Here is a 22027-nt window from a genome sequence, read left to right on the forward strand (position 1 = left end):
TCGCCGGATTTCGTAAAAAAATCGTTACGCTTTGATGGGTATCTCGCGTTTGCGGTGATTTTCGGGTTTGAAAAGGCTGGTGGCTGTCACATAATCTTGACAATTATCTGCGCGCCACCTCAGAAACATCTGATGGTGCGCCGCAACTTGGCCCGGCACTTTCCATTGTGGGAGCGGGCTTGCTCGCGAAGAGGCCCTGTCAGCCACCTCATCAGTAGCGGCCCACCGCTTTCGCGAGCAAGCCCGCTCCCACAGGAGTCGTGCCGCACTTACTTTTCTAGCGTCGGGGCGTTTTTATGCGTATCAAAGTCCACTGCCAGAACCGCATCGGCATCCTGCGCGATATCCTCAATCTGCTGGTGGAGTACGGGATCAACGTCGCGCGCGGCGAGGTGGGGGGCGAGCACGGCAATGCGATCTACCTGCACTGCCCGAACCTGATCAACATCCAGTTCCAGGCGTTGCGGCCGAAGTTCGAGGCGATTGCCGGAGTGTTTGGCGTCAAGCGCGTCGGGCTGATGCCCAGCGAGCGCCGGCACATGGAGTTGAATGCGTTGCTCGGTGCGCTGGAATTCCCGGTGCTGTCGATCGACATGGGCGGCTCGATCGTCGCGGCCAACCGTGCCGCCGCGCAGTTGCTCGGGGTTCGCGTGGATGAGGTACCGGGGATTCCGTTGTCACGGTATGCCGAGGATTTTGACCTGCCGGAACTGGTGCGCGCCAACAAGTCGCGGATCAACGGCATGCGCGTCAAGGTCAAGGGCGACATCTTTCTCGCCGACATCGCGCCGCTGCAATCAGAGCACGACGACAGCGAAGCCATGGCCGGCGCGGTCCTGACCTTGCACCGTGCCGATCGCGTTGGCGAGCGCATCTATAACGTGCGCAAGCAGGAACTGCGGGGCTTCGACAGCATCTTCCAGAGTTCCAAAGTCATGGCGGCGGTGGTGCGCGAAGCACGACGCATGGCGCCGCTGGATGCGCCGCTATTGATAGAAGGCGAAACCGGCACCGGCAAAGAGTTGCTGGCGCGCGCCTGCCACCTCGCCAGCCCGCGCGGGCAGTCGCCGTTGATGGCGCTCAACTGCGCGGGGCTGCCGGAGTCGATGGCCGAGACCGAGCTGTTCGGCTATGGCCCCGGTGCTTTCGAAGGGGCGCGAGCCGAAGGCAAGCTCGGCCTGCTGGAGCTGACGGCGGGCGGCACGCTGTTCCTCGATGGCGTGGGTGAAATGAGCCCGCGCTTGCAGGTCAAGTTGTTGCGCTTTCTGCAGGACGGTTGCTTCCGCCGGGTCGGCAGTGATGAGGAGGTGTATCTGGATGTGCGGGTGATCTGCGCGACCCAGGTCGACTTGTCCGAGCTGTGCGCCCGCGGCGAGTTTCGTCAGGACTTGTATCACCGCTTGAACGTGCTTTCGCTGCACATTCCGCCGCTGCGTGAATGCCTGGACGGTTTGACGCCGCTGGTTGAGCACTTCCTTGATCAGGCCAGCCGCCAAATCGGTTGTTCACTGCCCAAACTGGCGCCGGCGGCGATGGATCGCCTCAGTCACTATCACTGGCCGGGCAACGTGCGGCAGTTGGAAAACGTGCTGTTTCAGGCGGTTTCGCTGTGCGACGGCGGCACGGTCAAGGCTGAGCATATTCGCTTGCCGGACTATGGCGTGCGTCAGCCGCTTGGCGATTTCTCGCTGGAAGGGGGGCTGGACGAGATCGTCGGGCGCTTCGAGAAAGCGGTGCTGGAACGACTGTATTCCGAGCACCCGAGCAGTCGGCAACTGGGCAAGCGGTTGGGGGTTTCGCACACGACCATTGCCAATAAGCTGCGTGAGTATGAGGTTGGCAAAAGCGAGTCATAGCGCGCGAACACATGGCCTGTGACGATCTCTTCGCGAGCAGGCTCGCTCCCACTTTGAAAGGCAATCCCTGTGGGAGCGAGCCAGCTCGCGAAAGCGGTGGTCCAGGCATCCTCTCTGTCAGGCTTTGCCACCAAGCGGCATAACACCGCCGGTTTTTCGACTTCGATACATTTCAAATTTCCCCTCACTTGCCCGCAAGTCCTTTGTTTACCGGGCCGCAAGCCGCCAGAAAAAAGTTGGTCTGCAAATTGCTTATGGCTCAGCAGTACAGCGGTGGGCGGCAAACGTCCGGCATGCAGAGGAAAGAGTGTGGACAAGTACCTTTATGTGGCAATGACCGGCGCCAGTCAGAACGCACTGGCGCAAAAGGCGCATGCCAACAACCTGGCGAACATCTCCACCAATGGTTTTCAGCGCGACCTGGAACAGGCGCGTTCGATGCCGGTGTTCGGTGACAGCTTTCCGGCGCGTGCGTTTGCCATGAGCGAGCGGCCCGCCACCGACTTCACCGCAGGTTCGCTGGTGCAGACCGGGCGTGACCTCGACGTGGCGGTGACCGGCAACGGCTTTATTGCCGTGCAGAACCCCAACGGTGGCGAAAGCTACGTGCGCACCGGCAGCCTCAACATCGACGCCCTTGGCGTGCTGCGCGCTGGCAACGGCATGGCCGTGATGGGTAATGGCGGTCCGATCGCCGTGCCGCCAGAGCAGCAGGTCGAAGTCGGTGAAGACGGCACCATCAGTATTCGTGCGATGGGCGAAGGCCCGCGCGTCATGGCGGAAGTCGACCGGATCAAACTGGTCAACCCGGACATCAAGAACCTCAACAAAGGCCTCGACGGCTCGATCTATACCAAGGACGGCCAGCCGGCGCCGGCCGATGCCAATGTCAAACTGGTGTCGGGTTTCCTTGAGTCGAGCAACGTCAACGCCGTGGAAGAAATGACGTCGGTGCTGGCGCTGGCCAAGCAGTTTGAATTGCACGTCAAGATGATGAACACCGCCAAAGACGACGACCAGGCCATGGCTCGGGTCTTGCAGATCAGCTAATTATCAGAACGTCGCGCCGTAAAACAGGCGCACGAGGAGAATCGAATGCTTCCGGCTCTATGGGTTGCCAAAACCGGTCTGTCCGCCCAGGACACCAACCTGACCACCATTTCCAACAACCTGGCGAACGTTTCGACCACGGGTTTCAAACGTGACCGCGCCGAGTTCCAGGACCTGCTGTATCAGATCAAGCGTCAGCCAGGCGCCCAGTCGACCCAGGACAGCGAACTGCCGTCGGGTCTGCAACTGGGTACGGGTGTGCGCATCGTCGGCACCCAGAAAAACTTCACTGCCGGCAGCCTGCAAACCACCGAGCAGCCGCTGGACATGGCCATCGACGGTCGCGGTTTCTTCCAGATCCTGCAGCCGGACGGCACCACGTCCTACACCCGTGACGGTACTTTCCACCTCGATTCCAATGGCCAGATCGTCAACGCCAGCGGTTTCGCCCTGGAACCGGCCATCGTCATTCCGAACAACGCCCAGAGCTTCACCGTCGGCACCGACGGCACGGTGTCCATCACCGTTCCAGGCAACCCGGCCGCTCAGGTGATCGGCAACCTGCAAACCGCCGACTTCATCAACCCGGCCGGTCTGCAAGCCGTGGGCAACAACCTGTTCCTGGAAACCGCTGCTTCCGGCGCGCCGCAAATCGGCACCCCGGGCCTGAACGGTTTCGGTACCACGCTGCAGAACACCCTGGAAGGTTCCAACGTCAGCACCGTTGAAGAGATGGTCAACATGATCACCACTCAACGTGCCTACGAGATGAACTCCAAGGTGATCTCCACCGCCGACCAGATGCTCTCGTTCGTAACGCAGAATCTGTAATCAAGTCTATGGGGCGGCCATGAGGCCGCCAGCAACACCGTGAGGTAGGGTCATGAAACGCTTCGTATCTGTTCTGGCATTGGGTGGGGTCGTCTCGCTCGCGGGCTGCGTCGCACCGACGCCCAAGCCCAATGACCCTTACTACGCCCCGGTGTTGCCGCGCACGCCATTGCCGGCTGCGGCCAACAACGGCTCGATCTATCAGGCCGGCTTCGAGCAGAACCTGTACAGCGACCGCAAGGCGTTCCGGGTCGGTGACATCATCACCATCACCCTGAACGAGAAGACCCAGGCGAGCAAGAACGCCAACTCGCAAGTGGCCAAGAACAGCAAGACCGGCATCGGCCTGACCTCGCTGTTCGGCGGTAGCGGTACCACCAACAACCCGTTGGGCGGTAACGACCTGAGCCTGGACGTCGGCTACAGCGGCGACCGTGCGACCAAAGGCGACAGCAAGGCGGCGCAGGGCAACACCCTGACCGGTTCGATCACTGTGACCGTGGCCGACGTGCTGCCTAACGGCATCATCGCTGTGCGCGGCGAGAAGTGGATGACCCTCAACACCGGCGACGAGCTGGTGCGGATCGCAGGTCTGGTGCGTGCCGATGACATCGCGACCGACAACACCGTGTCGTCGACCCGTGTCGCCGATGCGCGCATCACCTACTCGGGCACCGGTTCGTTTGCCGATGCGAGTCAGCCAGGCTGGTTCGACCGTTTCTTCCTCAGCCCGCTGTTCCCTTTCTAGGTGGCGACTTTGAATTTCAAGAGCCTCATGCTGGCTGCGGCCCTGTTGTCCGCAGCCTTTGGTGCCCACGCCGAGCGGCTGAAAGATATCGCCAGCATTTCCGGCGTGCGCTCCAACCAGTTGATCGGTTACGGCCTGGTGGTCGGGCTTAACGGCACCGGCGACCAGACGACGCAAACCCCGTTCACCCTGCAGACCTTCAACAACATGCTCTCGCAGTTCGGCATCAAGGTGCCGCCAGGGTCGGGCAACGTGCAACTGAAAAACGTCGCGGCGGTGTCGGTGAGTGCCGATCTGCCGGCGTTCGCCAAGCCGGGTCAGCAGGTCGATATCACCGTGTCTTCCATCGGTAACTCCAAGAGCCTGCGCGGTGGCACCCTGTTGCTGACCCCGCTCAAGGGTATCGACGGCAACGTCTACGCCATCGCCCAGGGCAACCTGGTGGTCGGTGGTTTTGACGCCGAAGGGCGCGACGGTTCGAAGATCACCGTCAACGTTCCGTCGGCCGGTCGGATCCCGGGCGGTGCGTCGGTGGAGCGTTCGGTGCCGAGCGGTTTCAACCAGGGCAACAGCCTGACGCTGAACCTCAACCGTTCCGACTTCACCACGGCCAAGCGCATCGTCGACAAGATCAACGACATGCTCGGCCCTGGCGTGGCGCAAGCTATCGACGGCGGTTCGATTCGTGTGACGGCACCGCTCGACCCGAGCCAGCGCGTCGACTATCTGTCGATCCTGGAAAACCTCGAAGTCGATCCGGGGCAGGCGGTGGCGAAAGTCATCATCAACTCGCGCACCGGCACCATCGTCATCGGCCAGAACGTGAAAGTCTCGCCGGCCGCCGTGACCCACGGCAGCCTCACGGTGACGATCACCGAAGACCCGATCGTCAGTCAGCCGGGTCCGCTGTCCAACGGTCAGACCGCTGTTGTGCCGCGTTCGCGCGTCAATGCTCAGCAGGAAGCCAAGCCGATGTTCAAGTTCGGCCCGGGTACCACCCTCGACGAAATCGTGCGGGCGGTGAACCAGGTCGGCGCGGCACCGGGTGACCTGATGGCCATTCTCGAAGCACTGAAACAGGCCGGCGCGTTGCAAGCCGACCTGATCGTGATCTGAGGGCGGCGACCATGGATATGCGCAAAGGCAGTCTGGTGGGCACGGGCGATTCGGGTTCCTACTCCGACCTCAATCGTCTGAACCAGCTCAAGGTCGGCGACAAGAACAGCGATGCGAACATGCGCAAGGTTGCGCAGGAATTCGAATCGCTGTTCCTTGGCGAAATGCTCAAGTCGATGCGTTCGGCCACCGAGGCGTTGGGTAAAGACAACCCGATGAACACCCCGGCCGCCAAGCAGTATCAGGAAATGTACGACCAGCAACTGGCCGTCTCGCTGTCCCGCGAGGGCGGTGGTATCGGCCTCGCCGACGTGCTGATGAAGCAGATGTCGAAGAACAGGCCGTTGGCCCCGGGTGAGGCTGCGGCTGCGTCTGCCGCCAAGCAGGAGGCCGCGAAAGCCGCTGCCGTGCAGACACCGATTGCGGCCGGCACGACCGCCACCAACGGGCCGTTATCGCGACTCAATGGCGAGCGTCCGTTGTGGGCATCGCGCTCCGGGCATGTCTCCAATACCGAAGCCTCGCACAGCAATGACATGGCGATGATCAACAAGCGTCGCCTGGCGCTGCCACCGAAGCTGGCGGACCGTCTGCTCGCAGGTCTGGTGCCGTCGGCCACGCCGACCACGGCCAATGCATTGCCGCAGCGCGCCGCGACCACGGCTACCACCGGCGCCGGCCCGCTGTACAACGGCGACTGGCTGACCCGTGCCGAAGACGCGAAAGCGTCCGGTGGGCAGATGCAGATTTACGGCCGGGCGATGGCGCAGATTCCGCTGGCTCCGGCCAAACGCGCCTTCAGCTCCGCCGACGAATTCGTCAACACCATGCTGCCGATGGCCAAAGAGGCCGCCGCTCGAATTGGCGTCGATCCGCGTTATCTGGTGGCGCAAGCCGCGCTGGAAACCGGCTGGGGCAAATCGGTCATGCGCGCCCAGGATGGCAGCAGCAGCCACAACCTGTTCGGCATCAAGGCCAGCAGCAACTGGACCGGCGATTCGGCGCGGGCGATCACCAGCGAGTTCCGCAACGGGCAGATGGTCAAGGAGACGGCCGAGTTCCGTTCCTACGCCTCGTACAAAGACAGTTTCCACGATCTGGTGACTTTGCTGCAGACCAACAATCGCTATCAAGATGTTGTGAAGTCGGCCGATAACCCAGAACAGTTTGTACGCGAGTTGCAAAAGGCCGGTTACGCGACCGACCCGAACTACGCGACGAAGATTTCGCAGATAGCCAAGCAGATGAACAGTTTTGAAAACTACGCTGCGGCGGGCGTTTCCACCCAGCCTTTATAAGGCACAAGGTATAAGGTCTGAACCATGAGTTTGCTCAATATCGGGATGTCGGGACTGGCGTCCAGCCAGGCCTCTTTGGCTACGACAGGCAACAACATTGCCAACGTCGACACCGCCGGTTATTCACGTCAGCAAACCGTGCAGGGCACCAAGTCCTCGCAGCAGTACGGCAGCGTTTTCATCGGCACCGGTACCACCCTGGCCGACGTACGCCGGGTCTACAACTCCTATCTGGAAACGCAGTTGCACACCGCGACATCGCTTAACAGCGAAGCCGCCTCGTACCTGGCCCAGGCGACGCCACTGGACGCCACGCTGTCGGACACCAACACCGGCCTGACCGGGGTGCTGCAGAAGTTCTTCACCTCGATGCAGGGCGTAGCAACTTCGGCAACCGACGACACCTCCCGTCAATCGGTGCTGACCGGCGCGCAGGCGCTGGCCGGTCGCTTCAACACCATCGCCAAACAGCTGAACGACCAGAACACCAGCATCAATGGCAGCCTCGGCGACATGACCGCCCAGGTGAACAAGCTGGCCACCTCGATTGCCAATCTGAACCAGAAGATCGGCGAGATTTCCAGCGGCGGCGGTGCACCGAACGACCTGCTCGACAGCCGTAACGAAGCCGTGCGTCAGTTGTCCGAACTGACCGGCGCACAGGTTGTCGAGCGCGGCAGCAGTTTCGACGTGTATATCGGCAGCGGCCAGCCTCTGGTGATCGGCAACACCACCAACACGCTGAGCACCGTGCCGAGCAAAGACGACCCGACGCGCATGGCTATCCAGATGGATCGCGGCTCGAGCACCATGGACATCACTTCGGCAATGACCGGTGGCGAAATCGGTGGTCTGCTGACGTATCGCACAGATGTGCTCGACCCGTCGCTCAACGAACTGGGGCGCGTGGCACTGGTCGTCGCTGATCAGATCAACAGCCAGCAAGCCCAGGGCATCGACAAGAACGGTGACTTCGGCGCAGCACTGTTCAACAACATCAACAGCGCCGCGCTGGTCAGCCAGCGCAGCATCGCGCAGGCGGGTAACAGCGCAGGCTCGGGCAACCTCGATGTCACCATCAAGGACACCGGCAAGCTGACCACCAGCGATTATCAGGTGACGTTCACCAGCGCCACCGATTACAGCGTCAAGCGCTCCGACGGTACCGACCTGGGCACGTTCAGCACGACCACCAATCCGCCTCCGGTGATCGACGGCTTCAGCCTGTCGCTCAATGGCGGTGCGTTGAGCGCTGGCGACAGCTTCAAGGTAACGCCGACCCGCAACGCGGCGGCGAGCATTCAGACGGTGCTCACCGACCCGAAGAAAATCGCAGCGGCCGGTCCGTTGACCGGTGTGGCCAGTGCAAACAACCTGGGCACTTACACCCAGCCGACGCTCAGCGACAAGATCGACATCTACAACCCGGCCGCGCAGGCTGACATGCAGGCCGCGCTGAAAAACTCGACGCCAGTCAAGCTGGTGTTCGATACAGCCAGCGGTGGCAGCCAGTCCTACACCATGCTCGATGCCAAGGGTAACTCCATCGGTACCGGCACCATTGTTCCAGGGCAGGCCAATACCCTGAACCTGAAAGTCGGCATCCTCGATGCCAACGGCAACAAGGTCATGGACAACAGTGTGGTGCCGCCGGTGCAGAAAACCTTCACCGTGCAGACCACCGTGGGCGGCACGCCGAAGGCCGGCGAAAGCTTCACCATGAACCTGACCGGGGCGGCCTCGTCCGACAACCGTAACGCGCAATCGCTGGTGGCTCTGCAAACCAAGCAGACCGTCGACACCGGTTCGGCGAGCAAGGGCATCAGCCTGACCGACGCCTACAACAAGCTGGTGACCAACGTCGGCACCAAGGCGGCGCAAGGCAAGTCCGACAGCGCTGCCACTACGCAGATCCTGACGCAGGCCCAAGGTGCGCGCGATTCGCTGTCCGGGGTCAACCTGGATGAAGAAACCGGCAACCTCGTCAAATACCAGCAGTACTACACCGCCTCGTCGCAGATCATCAAAGCTGCGCAGGAAACTTTCAGCACGCTGATCAACAGCCTTTAAGGAGTCGTAATCCATGCGCCTTTCCACCGCCCAGTATTACGGCACGCAAGCGGCTGACTATCAGCGTAACTTCAACAAGGCTGTCGCCACCGCGAGCGAGGCCAGCAGCCTGCAGCGCATCAATACCGCGGCTGATGATCCGATCGGCGCCGGGCGCTTGCTGCAATTGGGCCAGCAGGCGGCGATGCTGGATCAATACACCACCAACATCAACAGCGCCAAGAGTGCGTTGACCGTCCAGGAATCCACGCTCGACGCCATCACCACGGCGTTGGGGCGAGCCAAGGAACTGTCCCTGGCCGCGAATAACGGCACGGCCACCGACAAGGACCGCCAGGCTTACGCGTCGGAACTGGGGCAGATCCAGCAACAAGTGCTGGGCCTGATGAACTCCAAGGACGCTGACGGCAACTACCTGTTCTCCGGCTCGAAAACCGACACCGCACCGTATGCGCAGAACGCCGACGGCACCTACACCTACAACGGTGACCAGACCACCATCAATCTGGGCATCGGCGATGGCATGTCGGTCGGTACCAACACCACCGGTTGGGATGCCTTCCAGCAAACCATCAACACCGGTCGCACCACCACCAACATGACCGCTCCGGCGGTGGATGACGGGCGCGTAGTGTTGTCCAACGGGACCGTGGGCACCGTTGCCACCTACAACTCCAAGTTCTCCGGTGGTCAGCCGTACACCGTCAGTTTCGTCAGCAGCACCCAGCTGAAAATCACCGATGCGCTGGGTAACGACGTGACTTCCGAAGCCAGCCAGAACGGCGCGGTCGTCAACACCACCGGAACCAACCAGACGGTGAGTTTCCGTGGCGTCGACCTGAAGCTGAACATCAACCTGAAGACGGGTGACACCAATCCGGACGCAGTCATTGCCGGGCACAGCTTCCAGTTGTCGATGACGCCTGACTCGTTCACCACCGCACGCAGCCCGGGCAACCCGTCTACTGCGGTGATCACCGGTTCCACCATCACCGACCAGGCGGCCTACAACAACGCCTTCCCGCAGGGCGGAGCGGTGCTCAAGTTCACCAGCGCCACCGCTTTCGATCTGTACGCAGCGCCAGTTACTGCAGACAGCAAACCCGTGTCGTCTGGCACCGTGGCGGGCGGCAACGCGACTGCTGCGGGCGTGACCTTTGCGCTGGGCAACACGCCGGCCGCTGGCGATCAGTTCTCGATCCAGTCGAACAATCACCAGACCCAGAACGTGCTCGACACCCTGGGCCAGATGATTACCGCGATGAATACGCCGATCGATGGCGATCCGGTTGCCAAGCAGAAGTTTCAGGGTGTGATGGAGGCCGGCCTCGGCAACATCGACGCCGCCACCAACCAGATCGGCGCTTCTGTCACCACTATCGGTGCCCGTGGCCAGTCGCTGGATATGCAAACCGCGACCAACCAGAGCCTGAGCACGGCGAACACCACGACCCAAGGCTCGATCCGTGATTCGGATCCCGCCGAAGTCATGACCCGCCTGACCCTGCAGCAGACCATGCTGCAAGCAGCGCAGTTGGCGTTCAGCAAGATCAGCCAGTTGGGTCTGTTCAACAAGATCTGACGGTTAGCGGGCGCGTGAGCGCCCGTTTGTTCCATCCCCAAGCAATGTTTTTTAGCGGTTTCAAGGGCTCGCTTCACCGAGCGGGCTCGTACCGCCTGTGAGCCCGCCGTGAATTCACTCCCTCTCGTCAGCCTTGTCATTCCCGCCTTCAATCCACGCTTTTTCGAGCGGGCATTGCGTAGCGCTGTCGGCCAAGGCTATGGCCATCTGGAAATCATCGTTTGCGATGACAGTCGCGGCGTCGAGATCGAAAACATTGTCGCGAGTGTCAGCGAGGAGACCGGCGTTGCCGTCCGTTATGTCCGCAACCCGCGCACGCTGGGCCTGGTCGGCAACCTGAAAGCCTGTCTGGATCAGGCGCAGGGCGAGTTAATCAAGTTTCTGTGTGACGATGATCTGCTGTATTCCGCCTGTATCGAGCAGCAGGCGCACGAGATGCGCCGTGATGAGGTCAGCCTGGTGCTGGCGCAGCGACTGCTTTGGGATGCGAACGACATCATCCTGCCTGCGCGGCTGGAAAACACCTCGCTGTCGCCGGTCAGTGGCCTGTTCAAGGGTGACGATCTGCTGGCGATATTCGAAAAATTCCCGGTCAACGTTCTCGGTGGATTCAGCAACGCGCTGTTTCGCCGCGCCGACGTCGCCGAGCTGCTTCCGGCATTGACCGAGGAGGGTTGCTGCTTCGTCGCCACCCTGGATTTCGCCTTGTACGTCTGCCTGCTGCGCCGCGGCAACCTGGCGGTATCCAACAATGTACTGAGCGCCGAGCGTCTTTATCCGGAGCGGCTGAGCGCGCAACAACCGATGAAGGATGCGATGGACGTCGAGCGCGAGTGGCTCTCGCAAATGCTCAAAGTCCGCAGCGGTGAGTCGGCGCCTGCGCCAGGCTGGGTGCGTTATATCCCGTTGGTGAAGGCTGATGAGTCGCCAAGGGTTTGGGAAGAGTTGCCGTTGAGTCGTACCCTGGGTACCCGGCAGAGCCGTCAGGAGTGTGGCGTCGGCGTCGACAGCCTGAGTTTCGGCGAACTCTACGCGCAATGGCTGGAGTGCCGGGTGCTGACCGAAGGACAGCGCACGTTGCTGCCGGAAACCATCGCCAACTGGTCGCACCAGCCGCGGATCGTGCCGATCATCATCGACGGCAAAGGCAGCCGCGATGGCCTGGAACGTACGCTGGAGGCCCTCGCCAATCAGGATTACCCGCCGGAACTGGTGCTGGTCCTGTCCGCAGCCTGTTGCGAAGCGCAACTGGATGGGCGCGTGTTTCATCTGCCACTGCAAGGCGACGGGCTGGAACAGCTCAATGATTTGCTGCCGCAGCTGGAAGGTGCCGACTGGTTCTACCTGCTGCAGCCAGGCGATCGTCCGGTGACCACGGCGTTGCTGATCATGGCCGACCGGATCGCGCATTCGCGGTCTTTCACGTGCCTGTACAGCGACGAAGGCAGTCTGCGCAATGGCGAGTCGGCAGAGCCTGCGTTCAAGCCGGATTTCAACCTCGACCTGATGCGCAGTTATCCCTACGTCGGGCGGGCTCTGGCGTTCAAGCGCGAGCGGGTTCTGGCGCTGGGAGGCCTGGAGGCGGACTTTGCACAACTGGCGCCTCACGACCTGCTGTGGCGCATGGTCGAGAGTGACGGCACTCAGGTGATCGGGCATATCGCCGAAGTGTTGCTCGAATCGAAATTCGATCTGTCCCGGTGGCTCACCGACCCAGGTGTCCTGGAGCAGAATCCGCGGGTGCTGGATGCGCATCTGCAGCGCCTGGGGATTGCCTACGAGACCCGGCGTGAAGGTTGTGAGCTGCTCAATCGGGTCGACTATCGCCATGCCCGTCGCCCGTTGGTGTCGGTGATCATCATCGCTCAGGATCAGACAGCTGCCTTGCAGCGTTGTGTCGAAACGCTGCTGGAAAAGACCGCTTACACCGAGTACGAAATGCTCTTGGTCGACGGCGGCAGCGAGAGCGCCGAGGCGCAGGTGTGGCTCGACGGCATGGGGCAATTGGGCGGTGACCGGATACGCGTGTTGCGCTACCCGCAAAAGAACAATCCCGCTGCCATTCACAACTTTGCCGTGGGCCAGGCGCGCGGCGAGTACGTGCTGCTGCTCAATGCCTTTGCGGTGATCACTCAAGCCGACTGGCTCGACGAATTGCTCAATCACGCACAGCGCCCGGAAGTCGGGGTGGTTGGCGCCAAGTTGTTCAATCCGGACGGCGGTGTACTGCATGCCGGCCTGATTCTCGGCTTGCAGGGACCGGCCGGGTTGCCTTTCTTTGGTCAGCCGATGCAGTCGGAGGGCTATATGTTCCGGCTGCAGGCGGTGCAGGACCTGAGCGCTGTCGGCGGTGACTGCCTGATGGTGCGCAAGTCGGTCTTCAAGGAGGTCGGGGGCCTCGACGAACAAGACTTGAAGGCCGCGTACAACGTCGTGGATCTGTGCCTGCGTGTGGGTCGCGAAGGTTACCTGGTGGTGTGGAATCCGCATGCCAGGCTGGCCGTGGGTGCACGCCCGAGCACCGTGGCAACGAGCGATGAGCAGCAACAGCACGAACGCGAGCAGGATACGTTTTACCAGCGCTGGTTGCCGCAAATTGCCCGCGACCCGGCGTACAACGTCAACCTCGCGCTGCAAGGCGTCGGTGCCACCAACTTCAGCCTCGAGCCGGGTCTGCTGACCGGTTGGAGTGCGTTTTCCAGGTCGAACCTGCCCAATGTACTCGCGGTGCCGATCAATGCGTCGGCCATCGGCCATTACCGCATGAGCCAGCCGATGATCGAGCTGGTGGCGGCCAATCGGGTCGAAGGGCGCGTCTGCTACGGCTTGCCGTCGATCGTCGAAATCGAGCGTCAGGCCCCCGACGTGATCGTGCTGCAAGGGCGCTACTCGGAGCATGCCATCGATGAAATCCCGCCGCTGAAGAAATACTTCAGCGCCCGGCGTATTTTCGAGCTGGATGACTATGTCATCGACGTTCCTCATCGCAATGCCCACATCCGCAACATGCCGAGCAAGCAGGACATGGAGCGCATGGTGCGTCGGGCGATCGGCCTCTGTGATCGAGTGGTCGTGTCCACTCAACCGCTGGCCAATGTTCTGTCGGACATGCACCACGACATTCGTGTGGTGCCGAACATGCTCGCCAAGGACCTCTGGAGCAACCTGCGCAGCCGTCGGCGCACGTCGAAGAAACCGCGCGTTGGTTGGGGCGGTGGCACCAGCCACCACGGCGACCTGGCAGTGATCGCCGATGTCGTGCGCGAGCTGGCCAATGAAGTCGACTGGGTATTCTTCGGCATGTGCCCGGATGACCTGCGGCCGTACATGCATGAGTTCCATGGCGTGATCGGGCTGGACGTGTATCCGGCGAAACTGGCCAGCCTCAATCTGGATCTGGCCCTCGCACCGCTGGAGTTCCACATCTTCAACGACTGCAAGAGCAACCTGCGGCTGCTGGAGTACGGCGCATGTGGCTACCCGGTGATCTGCACCGACACCGAGGCCTATCGCGGCTACCTGCCGTGCACGCGGGTCAAGACCAACACCACCGATGAGTGGTTGCAGGCGATTCGCATGCACCTGGCCGATCCGGATGCCAGTTACCGCATGGGCGACGAGTTGCGTGAGGTGGTGTTGCGCGATTACGTGCTGCGTGGCGATAACCTGCGCTATTGGGAGAATGGCTGGCTGGCGGACTGATTTGCCTGCTGGTATCAAAAACTCGACCTTTCAAGTCAATGCCAGTCAGCCTCGCTGACTGGCATTTTTGTTTCTGATCGCACGCTTCTGTGATTGATTTGAAATACGTAGTGTGCTCCGCGGCTCAATCCGATGGTCATCACCAGCGCTTTGGTTGGAGAGGCGTAATCAGCGACCTGTCTTACAGGTACCAGCGAAGCTCCCTACATAAAGTCATCACCCTCCTTGTTACCGTGCCCGCCAATACTCGCGAGCACGAACCACGGACGGTTTGGACATCGCGCTCTTTTCCTATTTGCTTAAGGATAAGCGTATGTTCCGGCCGGCCAATGCCGCGCATTTTGTGTTGCAGATTCCTGCAATCCGTCACGACTTTCAGGTGCTGGCCTTCAGTGGCACCGAAGCGATCAGTACCCTCTACGGCATCCGGGTCGAACTGGTCAGCGAGCACCCTGATTTCGATCTGGAGAGTGTGCTCGGCCAACCCGCGTTTCTGCAATTCGGCCATCGCGGCGAAGGCATTCACGGGCATATCGAAGACGTGTTGGTCGGCGAATCGGGCAAGCGCCTGACCCGCTATCACCTGACGCTGGTGCCAGCGCTGTATTACTTGCAGTTCAGCCGCGATCAACGGATTTTTCAGCGTCTGACCGTGCCGCAGATCATCGCGCAGGTGCTCAAGGGCCATGGCCTTCAGGCCGATGCGTTCAGCTTTCATGTCAGCACCAGCGCTGTTCGCGAATACTGCACGCAGTACGCCGAAAGTGACTACGAGTTCATCCAGAGGCTATGCGCCGAGGACGGCATCGCCTGGCATCATCAGCACTCGGCGGACGGGCATCTGTTGGTGTTCACCGACGATCAGGTGTTCCTGCCCACACTCGGTGCCACGCCCTATCAACAAGACTCGGGTATGGTCGCGGAGCACCCGGTGGTCAGCCGCTTCAGTGTGCGCAAAAGCACGCGCACCAGCACCGTTACCCGCCGCGACTATGACCTCGAACGTCCGAGTCTACTGCTGGAAAGTAGATTCACCGCCGACTTCACCCCGGTGCTGGAGGACTACCGATACCCGCTGTTGATCGAAAACGAAAAGCGCGGCAAGCAACTGGCCCGGCAGGCACTTGAGCGCTATCGCAGCGACTATGAAATGGGCGAGGGGCAGAGCGATCAGTCGAGCTTGCGCTGCGGCCACCTGTTCGAACTGACCGAACACCCGCGCAAAAGCGGCAATGACCTGTGGCTGTTGCTCAGCGTTTCTCACACTGGCCGACAGCCCCAGGTGCTTGAGGAATCGATTACCAGCGACGCGAAAGACACCGACGGTTTCACTCAGGGCTATCGCAACAGCTTCAGCGCGATTCCCGCCGAGGTGGTGTTTCGCCCGCCATTGCCAGCGCCTCGCCGGCCGCTGGTCAGCCAGACCGCACGCGTCACCGGGCCCGCCAACGAAGAAATCTACTGCGACGAATATGGCCGCGTGAAGTGTGAGCTGAGCTGGGACCGTGCTGAATTCAACAGCGAACGCAGCAGTTGCTGGATTCGTGTTGCATCGAGTTGGGCCGGTGAAGATTTCGGTTCGGTGACCATCCCGCGCATCGGCATGGAAGTCGTGGTGACCTTTCTCGAGGGCGATCCGGACCAGCCGCTGATCACCGGTTGCGTGGCCAACAAGGTGATGTCCCCGCCCTACGCCTTGCCCGAGCACAACACCCGAACCGTACTGCGCAGCCACAGCTCACCGCACACCGGCGGCTACAACGAACTAATGATCGAAGACCGCGCCGGCCAGGAAAAAATCTACCTGCGCGCCGAACGTGATTTCGAACAACTGATCCTCAATGACAGCCGCAACCAGATCCGTCGCGACCGTTTCGAGCAGGTCGACAACCACAGCACCAGCCTGATCAAGGCTGATGAACGGCACACCACTGACGGTGCGCGCCACACGGTGATCGGCACCGATGACGTGCTGAGCGTCAGCGGCAACCGCAGCACCACGGCGCAAGGCACGCTGGTGATTCAGGCCGGCCCGCATGCCCGCGTTACCGCCAGCCAAGTGGTGATCGATGCCGGCACGAGCCTGTCGCTGACGGCGGGTGGGCATCACATCGTGATCAATGCGGCCGGGATCTTCAGCAGTGTGGCCATCGTCGAGGGCGGTGCGCCAGTGGTCGGAGTGGCGGCGTTGTCGGCGCTGCCAACTGCCGCAATCACCCCTCAAGCCCCCGTATTAGCACAATCGCAGCGTCTGGCCCTGTTGGCCAAAAGACCGATCTGCGCTGTTTGCGAAGCCGCTCAACAGCAGCGTGGAGAAGCCGATGCTTGAATTACCTTCCTTACCCGATGATCTGCCATGGTCGGTGCCGGCTTACTTGCTGCTGGATGGTGTCAGTGTCCCCAACCTGCCCCAATGTCTGCGCCGCTGGGACAATCCGGTTTATTGCCTCTATCAAGGCACACGCTGGCAGGAGCTGGCAGATATCTCGCCGTACTTGATCACGCTCAAAGGCGCAGACGATCCGCTGCTGACGTACTTCCAGGAAAACGCCGCGCTGGAATGGGGCTTTCTGCTATTCAGCGATGTCGATGCGCTGACGCTCTGCAAACACTGGCGTCGTCTGCTCACCGTCAAACATCCGAGCGCAGTGGAGGTCATGTTGCGTATCGCTGATCCAGCGGTCATGCATCCATTGCTCGACCTTGCGCAGCAGGCCAATAGCGCGCGCTGGTTTGGCCCCGTCCAGCACCTGTGCCTGCCCGATGGGCTTCAGGTCATCTGGCTTCAACATCAACCTGCAGATCATGCAGCTCCCGACACCTGCGATATCTATCAGTTGACCGAACAGGAACTCACCGCTCTGGGAGAGGCGCGGTTTCATCAGTCGGTGCTCAGCCTCAACAATCACTTGCAGCGGTATTTTCCCGGATTCATGGCGTCCCGTTCGGCCCGGGAACGCCTGCGATTTGCCGAAAAAACAGCACAGGACGCCTATCAACAAGGCTTCACCTCAGAACAGGAAGTCACGCTCTACGCCAATGTATTTGGCTATCTGGCCGGGCAACCCTTGCAGAGCCACCCGGACATTGTCGAGCTGCTGACAGTGCCGTCGCAGCAATCCCCGATGAGCCGCGTGCAACGCGCCGCCGAGCTGGCGCATGAGCGCTCGATTCAACAGCCGGGAGACTTGCCATGACCGCCGCCGCCAATATCGCTGCCCTCACCAAAAGCGCCCAAGACATCCGCTCACCCATTGGCCAATGTCCCTTGATGAGCGAAAAAGTGCAGTTGCTGCCGCTGCGCTACGGTCTGGTGGCAAACCTCGATCCCTCAGCCGAACTGAGCGTGCCGCTCAAGCTCGACAGCCAGCCTTTGGGCATACGGCTGCTGCGTGACGGTTACCTCTACATCATCGATAGCGGCAGCGGTTACCTGCACGAATACCGCATTGAACAAGGGCAGATCAGCAAACTGGTGTGGAAAGGCCAGGAAGTGGCCAGCGACACACGCACCACGTCGGTTGGCGAGCCGCAATTGGTTTTCCCCCGGCAACACACGTTGTTCGCCAGCTATTCGGAAATCCAGTGGACGGCCTACAAATGTTCGCAAGTGCTCAAGGACGCCACTGAGCGTGAGCACTGGATGCAACGCGTTGAACTGGCGAGTGCCTGTCCGGACAAGGGCGGCACGAACCTGCTGAGCCAACGTCAGGCGAAAACCTGGCTGGCCGAGGTCGCTGAAAAAACCGCGCCAATCGATCTGCCCGAAGGCGCCAATCCGCAAGAGCGCCAGCCCTACGTCTGGGAGGACGCACCGTTGTTCAAGGGCACGGCAATAGAAACCCTCACCAGCCAAGTGCTGGGGGCTTATCAGAACGATTACCTGTTTCTGGTCTTGCGCGACGACTTCGGCGTGATGCGCGATCTGGCCAGTGCCCAACTGAACATCGCAGACTGGCTCGATCAATGGAGCAGCGATGATGCCGCCCAGCGTCAGTACCTCACTGGCGCCTACATTCAGTCGTTGTACGAGATCAGCCCGGCACGCCTTGAGGCACTGGCCAGCACCGACCCCGATGTCAAAGCCCTGAAGGATGAAACCAACGCTGAGCAACAGGCGGCCGTTCAGGACTACCTGCGGGCCAAGCGTGACCATGTCGGGCCGCCAATCGTTGGCGACGAGGCGCATTGGCGAAAAGCGGCGATGAGCGATCCGTACGCCCGCGCTGCCGTCAATTTGCAGGACGCATTGGGCGACGCGCTGTGGCAAAAACACCGGGGCACGATCACCGCACTGCACTTGCAAACCTGGGAGGCGCTGTACGGCAAGGAGATCGGCCAACGCGGCATCGATCACCTGATCAACCGCAGCGACATGCAGGCGTTCGTCAGCCGGCAGCAAACCCTGCTGAGCCATTGGCACAAGCGCTTGCAGGCCATTCGTGAAGATCGCCTGAACATGATTGTCGCCGGCCACTTTCATCGAGCGGCCTGGTATTACGACTTTCACAACGACGCGCAGATCCGCCATCGCCTGGAAACCGAATTCCTCTGCGTGGCCGCCCTGTGCTGGAACCGCGAAGCCACGGAAAAACTGGCGATCTATCTGGAAAGCAACCTGCTCACCGTCGTACCGGGGCTGGACACACTGGCCCTGGCCGATCAGATGGACGTGAGTAAAAAGCTCATGGACCTGAGCAGCTTCTCGATCAAGGTCACTGCGGCGCAGGAAAGTCTTGATGCAGTGGACGTGCTGACCAACCAGTTCAGGAGTTTGATGAATGAGCGGTTACCGAACTTTGCGGATTTGAATACGCGGTTTAGTGGGCTGCAGAGTTTGTTGGATGGGGCGTACATACCAGCGCATCAGTTGATCGCAGCGGATCAATTGGATCGAGCGCACGCAGAATTCAAAGGACAACAGCCAAGCAACCCCAACAGCTTCATCCGGGGGCTTGGCATTTCAACGCGCCTGCAGCTGTTGCGCGAGTTTTCTCGTAGCGGCTTGACCCTGCGGGCGGCGTCGGCGTCCGAATTCCAGGCGTTCAACCAGACCCGTGATGCTGTGCTCGACCTGCGTCGTCAGCTCAAGGGCAGCTACAAACTGCGCCAGCGCGAGCTGTCGCGGCAAATCCACGGCCTGGCCCCACCCGGCAGCGAGCAGGTGCACAACCAGCGGATCAATCAGCTCAGGGCCGCGCTGGTGCCGCTGGAGGAAAACCTCAGCCGTGCCCTGACCGTCGGCTCAAGCGGGCCGGGGCAAATCGGCACGGTGATCGATGGCATGGCCCCGGCGTTACGTGAAGAAATGCAGCGAACCGTGCGTGATTTCCGCGCGACGGGGACGTTTGGCAAGCCGATGGTGAGTGCGTTGAAATCCAAGGGCGACGGGATTGCGTTGTTGCTGTTTGTTTATCAGGGGCAGAAGTTTGTTGAGGCGTTGAGCACGATTCTGAAAAAGGATGATCGCTCGTTGGCTGATAAAGCGGCTTTCGCTGAGTCCTTGATTGGAATGTCGGCGGCAGGTTTTGCTGCGGTACAGGGGCTGTCAGTGACAATCCTTCAGGCGCATATCGAGCAAATGGACAGTGCCGCCGGAAAACTTAACACCATGAGCCGGTTGGGGCGTTGGAGCGGTATTACAGGTTTCGGCGCGTTTACGTCTGGGGCTTTTGCTGCCGCAATCGATTTAGGTAAGCACTCTCAGCAATGGGGAAAAGCGCTGGCCGAAGGCAACCACCAAACCCTGGCCGCCACGACCATACAAATCGCCGGCGACGCTACCCTCGTAGGCACCAACACCTGGGGCGCCAAACACACGACGTCGATCATCAGTCAGGTTCTGAGAAAACCCGCCGAACTGCGAGCTGTTGCCTGGGCCGAAGCCAGTCCCCGGCTGCTGGGTATCGCTGCGCAAGCCAACCTCGTAGGCCTGATCGGCACAGCCTTGCAACTGCTGGGTGAAGGCCTCTACAACTATTTCAATCTGGATGCCTTACAAAAGTGGTTGCAGGCGAGCGTATGGGGTACCGCCAACCTGCAACGCAACCTGCCAGAGGACTGGAGTGCATTGGCAACGGTGGTGCAACAACCGACCTGCGAGCTGATCCGCGAGGGCAAACAAACCTATTTGCAACTCAGACTGCCCGGCGTCCGCACACGGGAAATGGACAGCCGCCGGCTGCAACTGCTGGCCTATCAGCAAACCCGCGCTGTACCGATCCCCGGCCCCTACAACAGCCAGTTGCCACCCCGGCGCTGGCAGGAATGCAGCGCCGCATGGGCCGCGGTGGCCGCAGTCGTCAGCCAGGGAGACGAGGCTCTGACCTTGTACCTGCCGATCCCCGATGTCCTGCAAACATCGGATTTCGCCCTGGCTCTGAATATTGGTTACCAATTGGAAGCCGAGCGCGATTTGATCCATCGCACCTGTTTTGTCCTGCGTGATCTGCGTATCACTACCGAGCGTGGTGTACGGTTGCCGGCCCAAGGCCGGTTTACACTCGACCCCGTAGAATCCCTGCCCACCGGATTGAGCAAAGCCCCGTACTGGTTATTCACCCGCGACGAAATGGCGACTGTCGATGTTTAGCAAACTGTTCAAACGCAAAAAGAAGCCTGAAGCCAAAGACTCGGCACCGGACATTCGCAGCCGGCGGCCCAGTGCGGGCGAACTGCGGATCAGGGGCTTGAACGAAACCCTGTTTCTGGCGCCATTGCCGGTTTATACCGGCCAGGCGCAGGTGTCTCGGCGTAACTTTTCAGCAATGAACGAGGTTTATCTGGAGCTGGGAGGAAGTAACCGAGGGATGGTCGAGCAGGGGAAGATACTTGCATTTGGAATTTGGCTCGTCGTATTCATAACCTTTATCGCGCCCACCCTTTTCATCATTTATGGAGTGCTCTTCTATCCAGAAAACTTCAAAGCCCCACTGCAGGAACTACTCGAGTTCCTAAATTTTATGATTCTGATTTCTTGGGGGGGAATCCTTCCCATCGGCGCCTTCATCTACGGCATGCTCTCCAACGTCCGCACCCTCGCCAAAAGCTACCCCGTGCGCTTCAACCGCCAACGCCGTGAAGTCTGCTACATCGACGACACCACCCATCGCGTCCTCATCGTGCCGTGGGAAAGCGTGGTGGCGTGGGTCGCTCGCAGTCAGGGTGTCACCAGTTACGGCGCCACGCGCGATTACACTTTCGGCATGGGGCTGGAGGACGACGAGCATGACACCGTGCAATTCATCCTCTCGGCCCAGCCCAGTGACGCGCATGCACTGGGCATGTGGACGTCGATTCGCAATTACATGGAAGAAGGGGAGTTGGTGGATGCGCCCAATCCCATGCTCGTTCTGTTGGGGCTGACGCCTACCGAAGACGAACTCAAACCGTACGAAGGTCTGCATACGTTTGAGATTGAGCGTAAAGGCGCACGCTTCATGGGATCGTTAGATGATGGCGCCGAAGACCTGACCGCCGAACAGCGCCACCGTTACGGTTACGGCAAACGCACTCCATGGCCCCTGCGCTGGTGGTACGTCCGCCGCATCCTGACCTTCTGGAAAATGCCCTACCTGATCGCCGAGTGGGCCCACCGCAAGGGCCGCCCGATCCTGCCACACAGCGTGCAAACCTGGTCGCAACCCCTGCCGCCTGAGCAATGGGCCAAACCCAGCGCGGCGCTGCAAAAAGCCAACGCACTGGTCAAAACTGCGATGGATAAAAAAGGCGCGAACTTCGTCGATGCCTGCAAAGCGGCAGGGTTGCATTGAGC

General features: G+C 60.8%; 13 protein-coding genes. All 13 read left to right on the plus strand.

Going from position 1 to position 22027, the window contains the following annotated elements; genetic code table 11:
* Window positions 1-296 precede the first annotated feature (296 nt).
* The 13 genes from AC0J41_RS05755 (at window position 297) to AC0J41_RS05815 (ending at window position 22025) form a co-directional block, all read left to right on the plus strand.
* Window positions 297-1856, plus strand: a complete 1560-nt coding sequence (locus AC0J41_RS05755; RefSeq protein WP_473014818.1) for a sigma-54-dependent transcriptional regulator — start codon at window positions 297-299, stop codon at window positions 1854-1856.
* 309 nt (window positions 1857-2165) lie between these two features.
* Window positions 2166-2906: a flagellar basal body rod protein FlgF gene (locus tag AC0J41_RS05760; protein ID WP_473014819.1), complete on the plus strand. Its 741-nt coding sequence runs from the start codon at window positions 2166-2168 to the stop codon at window positions 2904-2906.
* 45 nt (window positions 2907-2951) lie between these two features.
* Entirely contained in the window at window positions 2952-3737 is a 786-nt protein-coding gene (gene flgG, locus AC0J41_RS05765) for a flagellar basal-body rod protein FlgG (protein ID WP_003222804.1), read from the plus strand.
* A gap of 52 nt (window positions 3738-3789) precedes the next feature.
* Window positions 3790-4485 (plus strand): flagellar basal body L-ring protein FlgH, encoded by a 696-nt coding sequence (gene flgH / locus AC0J41_RS05770; protein WP_007965503.1) that lies wholly within the window; start codon window positions 3790-3792, stop codon window positions 4483-4485.
* Between the two features lie 27 nt (window positions 4486-4512).
* On the plus strand, window positions 4513-5601 hold the full coding sequence (locus AC0J41_RS05775) for a flagellar basal body P-ring protein FlgI (RefSeq protein ID WP_161794916.1): 1089 nt from the start codon (window positions 4513-4515) through the stop codon (window positions 5599-5601).
* A gap of 11 nt (window positions 5602-5612) precedes the next feature.
* On the plus strand, window positions 5613-6899 hold the full coding sequence (gene flgJ, locus AC0J41_RS05780) for a flagellar assembly peptidoglycan hydrolase FlgJ (RefSeq protein ID WP_025113522.1): 1287 nt from the start codon (window positions 5613-5615) through the stop codon (window positions 6897-6899).
* A 24-nt stretch (window positions 6900-6923) separates the two neighbouring features.
* On the plus strand, window positions 6924-8969 hold the full coding sequence (flgK, locus tag AC0J41_RS05785) for a flagellar hook-associated protein FlgK (RefSeq protein ID WP_473014820.1): 2046 nt from the start codon (window positions 6924-6926) through the stop codon (window positions 8967-8969).
* Window positions 8970-8982: 13 nt separating this feature from the next.
* A complete protein-coding gene (locus tag AC0J41_RS05790) occupies window positions 8983-10551 on the plus strand; it encodes a flagellar hook-associated protein 3 (RefSeq protein ID WP_025113520.1) in 1569 nt (522 codons plus the stop codon).
* A gap of 108 nt (window positions 10552-10659) precedes the next feature.
* Window positions 10660-14253: a glycosyltransferase gene (locus AC0J41_RS05795; protein WP_473014821.1), complete on the plus strand. Its 3594-nt coding sequence runs from the start codon at window positions 10660-10662 to the stop codon at window positions 14251-14253.
* A 313-nt stretch (window positions 14254-14566) separates the two neighbouring features.
* Window positions 14567-16582 carry a type VI secretion system tip protein TssI/VgrG gene (tssI, locus tag AC0J41_RS05800; protein WP_473014822.1) on the plus strand — a complete coding sequence of 672 codons (2016 nt, stop codon included), beginning with the start codon at window positions 14567-14569 and terminating at the stop codon, window positions 16580-16582.
* Entirely contained in the window at window positions 16563-17450 is an 888-nt protein-coding gene (locus AC0J41_RS05805) for a DUF4123 domain-containing protein (protein WP_473014823.1), read from the plus strand. Before tssI ends, AC0J41_RS05805 begins: the two co-directional genes overlap by 20 nt.
* Window positions 17447-20845: a toxin VasX gene (locus tag AC0J41_RS05810; protein ID WP_473014824.1), complete on the plus strand. Its 3399-nt coding sequence runs from the start codon at window positions 17447-17449 to the stop codon at window positions 20843-20845. Before AC0J41_RS05805 ends, AC0J41_RS05810 begins: the two co-directional genes overlap by 4 nt.
* Complete coding sequence (locus tag AC0J41_RS05815) at window positions 20838-22025, plus strand: hypothetical protein (protein WP_473014825.1); 1188 nt, start codon at window positions 20838-20840, stop codon at window positions 22023-22025. The genes AC0J41_RS05810 and AC0J41_RS05815 overlap by 8 nt, the downstream gene beginning before the upstream one ends.
* The last annotated feature ends 2 nt before the right edge of the window (window positions 22026-22027 follow it).

This window comes from Pseudomonas sp. Arb-4-2C (genome assembly GCF_055755015.1).

What these genes read in the sequence shown, in the direction of transcription:
- AC0J41_RS05755 (WP_473014818.1), top strand. Translation starts at nt 297, where the DNA reads ATGCGTATCAAAGTCCACTGCCAGAACCGCATCGGCATCCTGCGCGAT.
- flgG (WP_003222804.1), top strand. Translation starts at nt 2,952, where the DNA reads ATGCTTCCGGCTCTATGGGTTGCCAAAACCGGTCTGTCCGCCCAGGAC.
- flgH (WP_007965503.1), top strand. Translation starts at nt 3,790, where the DNA reads ATGAAACGCTTCGTATCTGTTCTGGCATTGGGTGGGGTCGTCTCGCTC.
- AC0J41_RS05775 (WP_161794916.1), top strand. Translation starts at nt 4,513, where the DNA reads ATGCTGGCTGCGGCCCTGTTGTCCGCAGCCTTTGGTGCCCACGCCGAG.
- flgJ (WP_025113522.1), top strand. Translation starts at nt 5,613, where the DNA reads ATGGATATGCGCAAAGGCAGTCTGGTGGGCACGGGCGATTCGGGTTCC.
- flgK (WP_473014820.1), top strand. Translation starts at nt 6,924, where the DNA reads ATGAGTTTGCTCAATATCGGGATGTCGGGACTGGCGTCCAGCCAGGCC.
- AC0J41_RS05790 (WP_025113520.1), top strand. Translation starts at nt 8,983, where the DNA reads ATGCGCCTTTCCACCGCCCAGTATTACGGCACGCAAGCGGCTGACTAT.
- tssI (WP_473014822.1), top strand. Translation starts at nt 14,567, where the DNA reads ATGTTCCGGCCGGCCAATGCCGCGCATTTTGTGTTGCAGATTCCTGCA.
- AC0J41_RS05810 (WP_473014824.1), top strand. Translation starts at nt 17,447, where the DNA reads ATGACCGCCGCCGCCAATATCGCTGCCCTCACCAAAAGCGCCCAAGAC.
- AC0J41_RS05815 (WP_473014825.1), top strand. Translation starts at nt 20,838, where the DNA reads ATGTTTAGCAAACTGTTCAAACGCAAAAAGAAGCCTGAAGCCAAAGAC.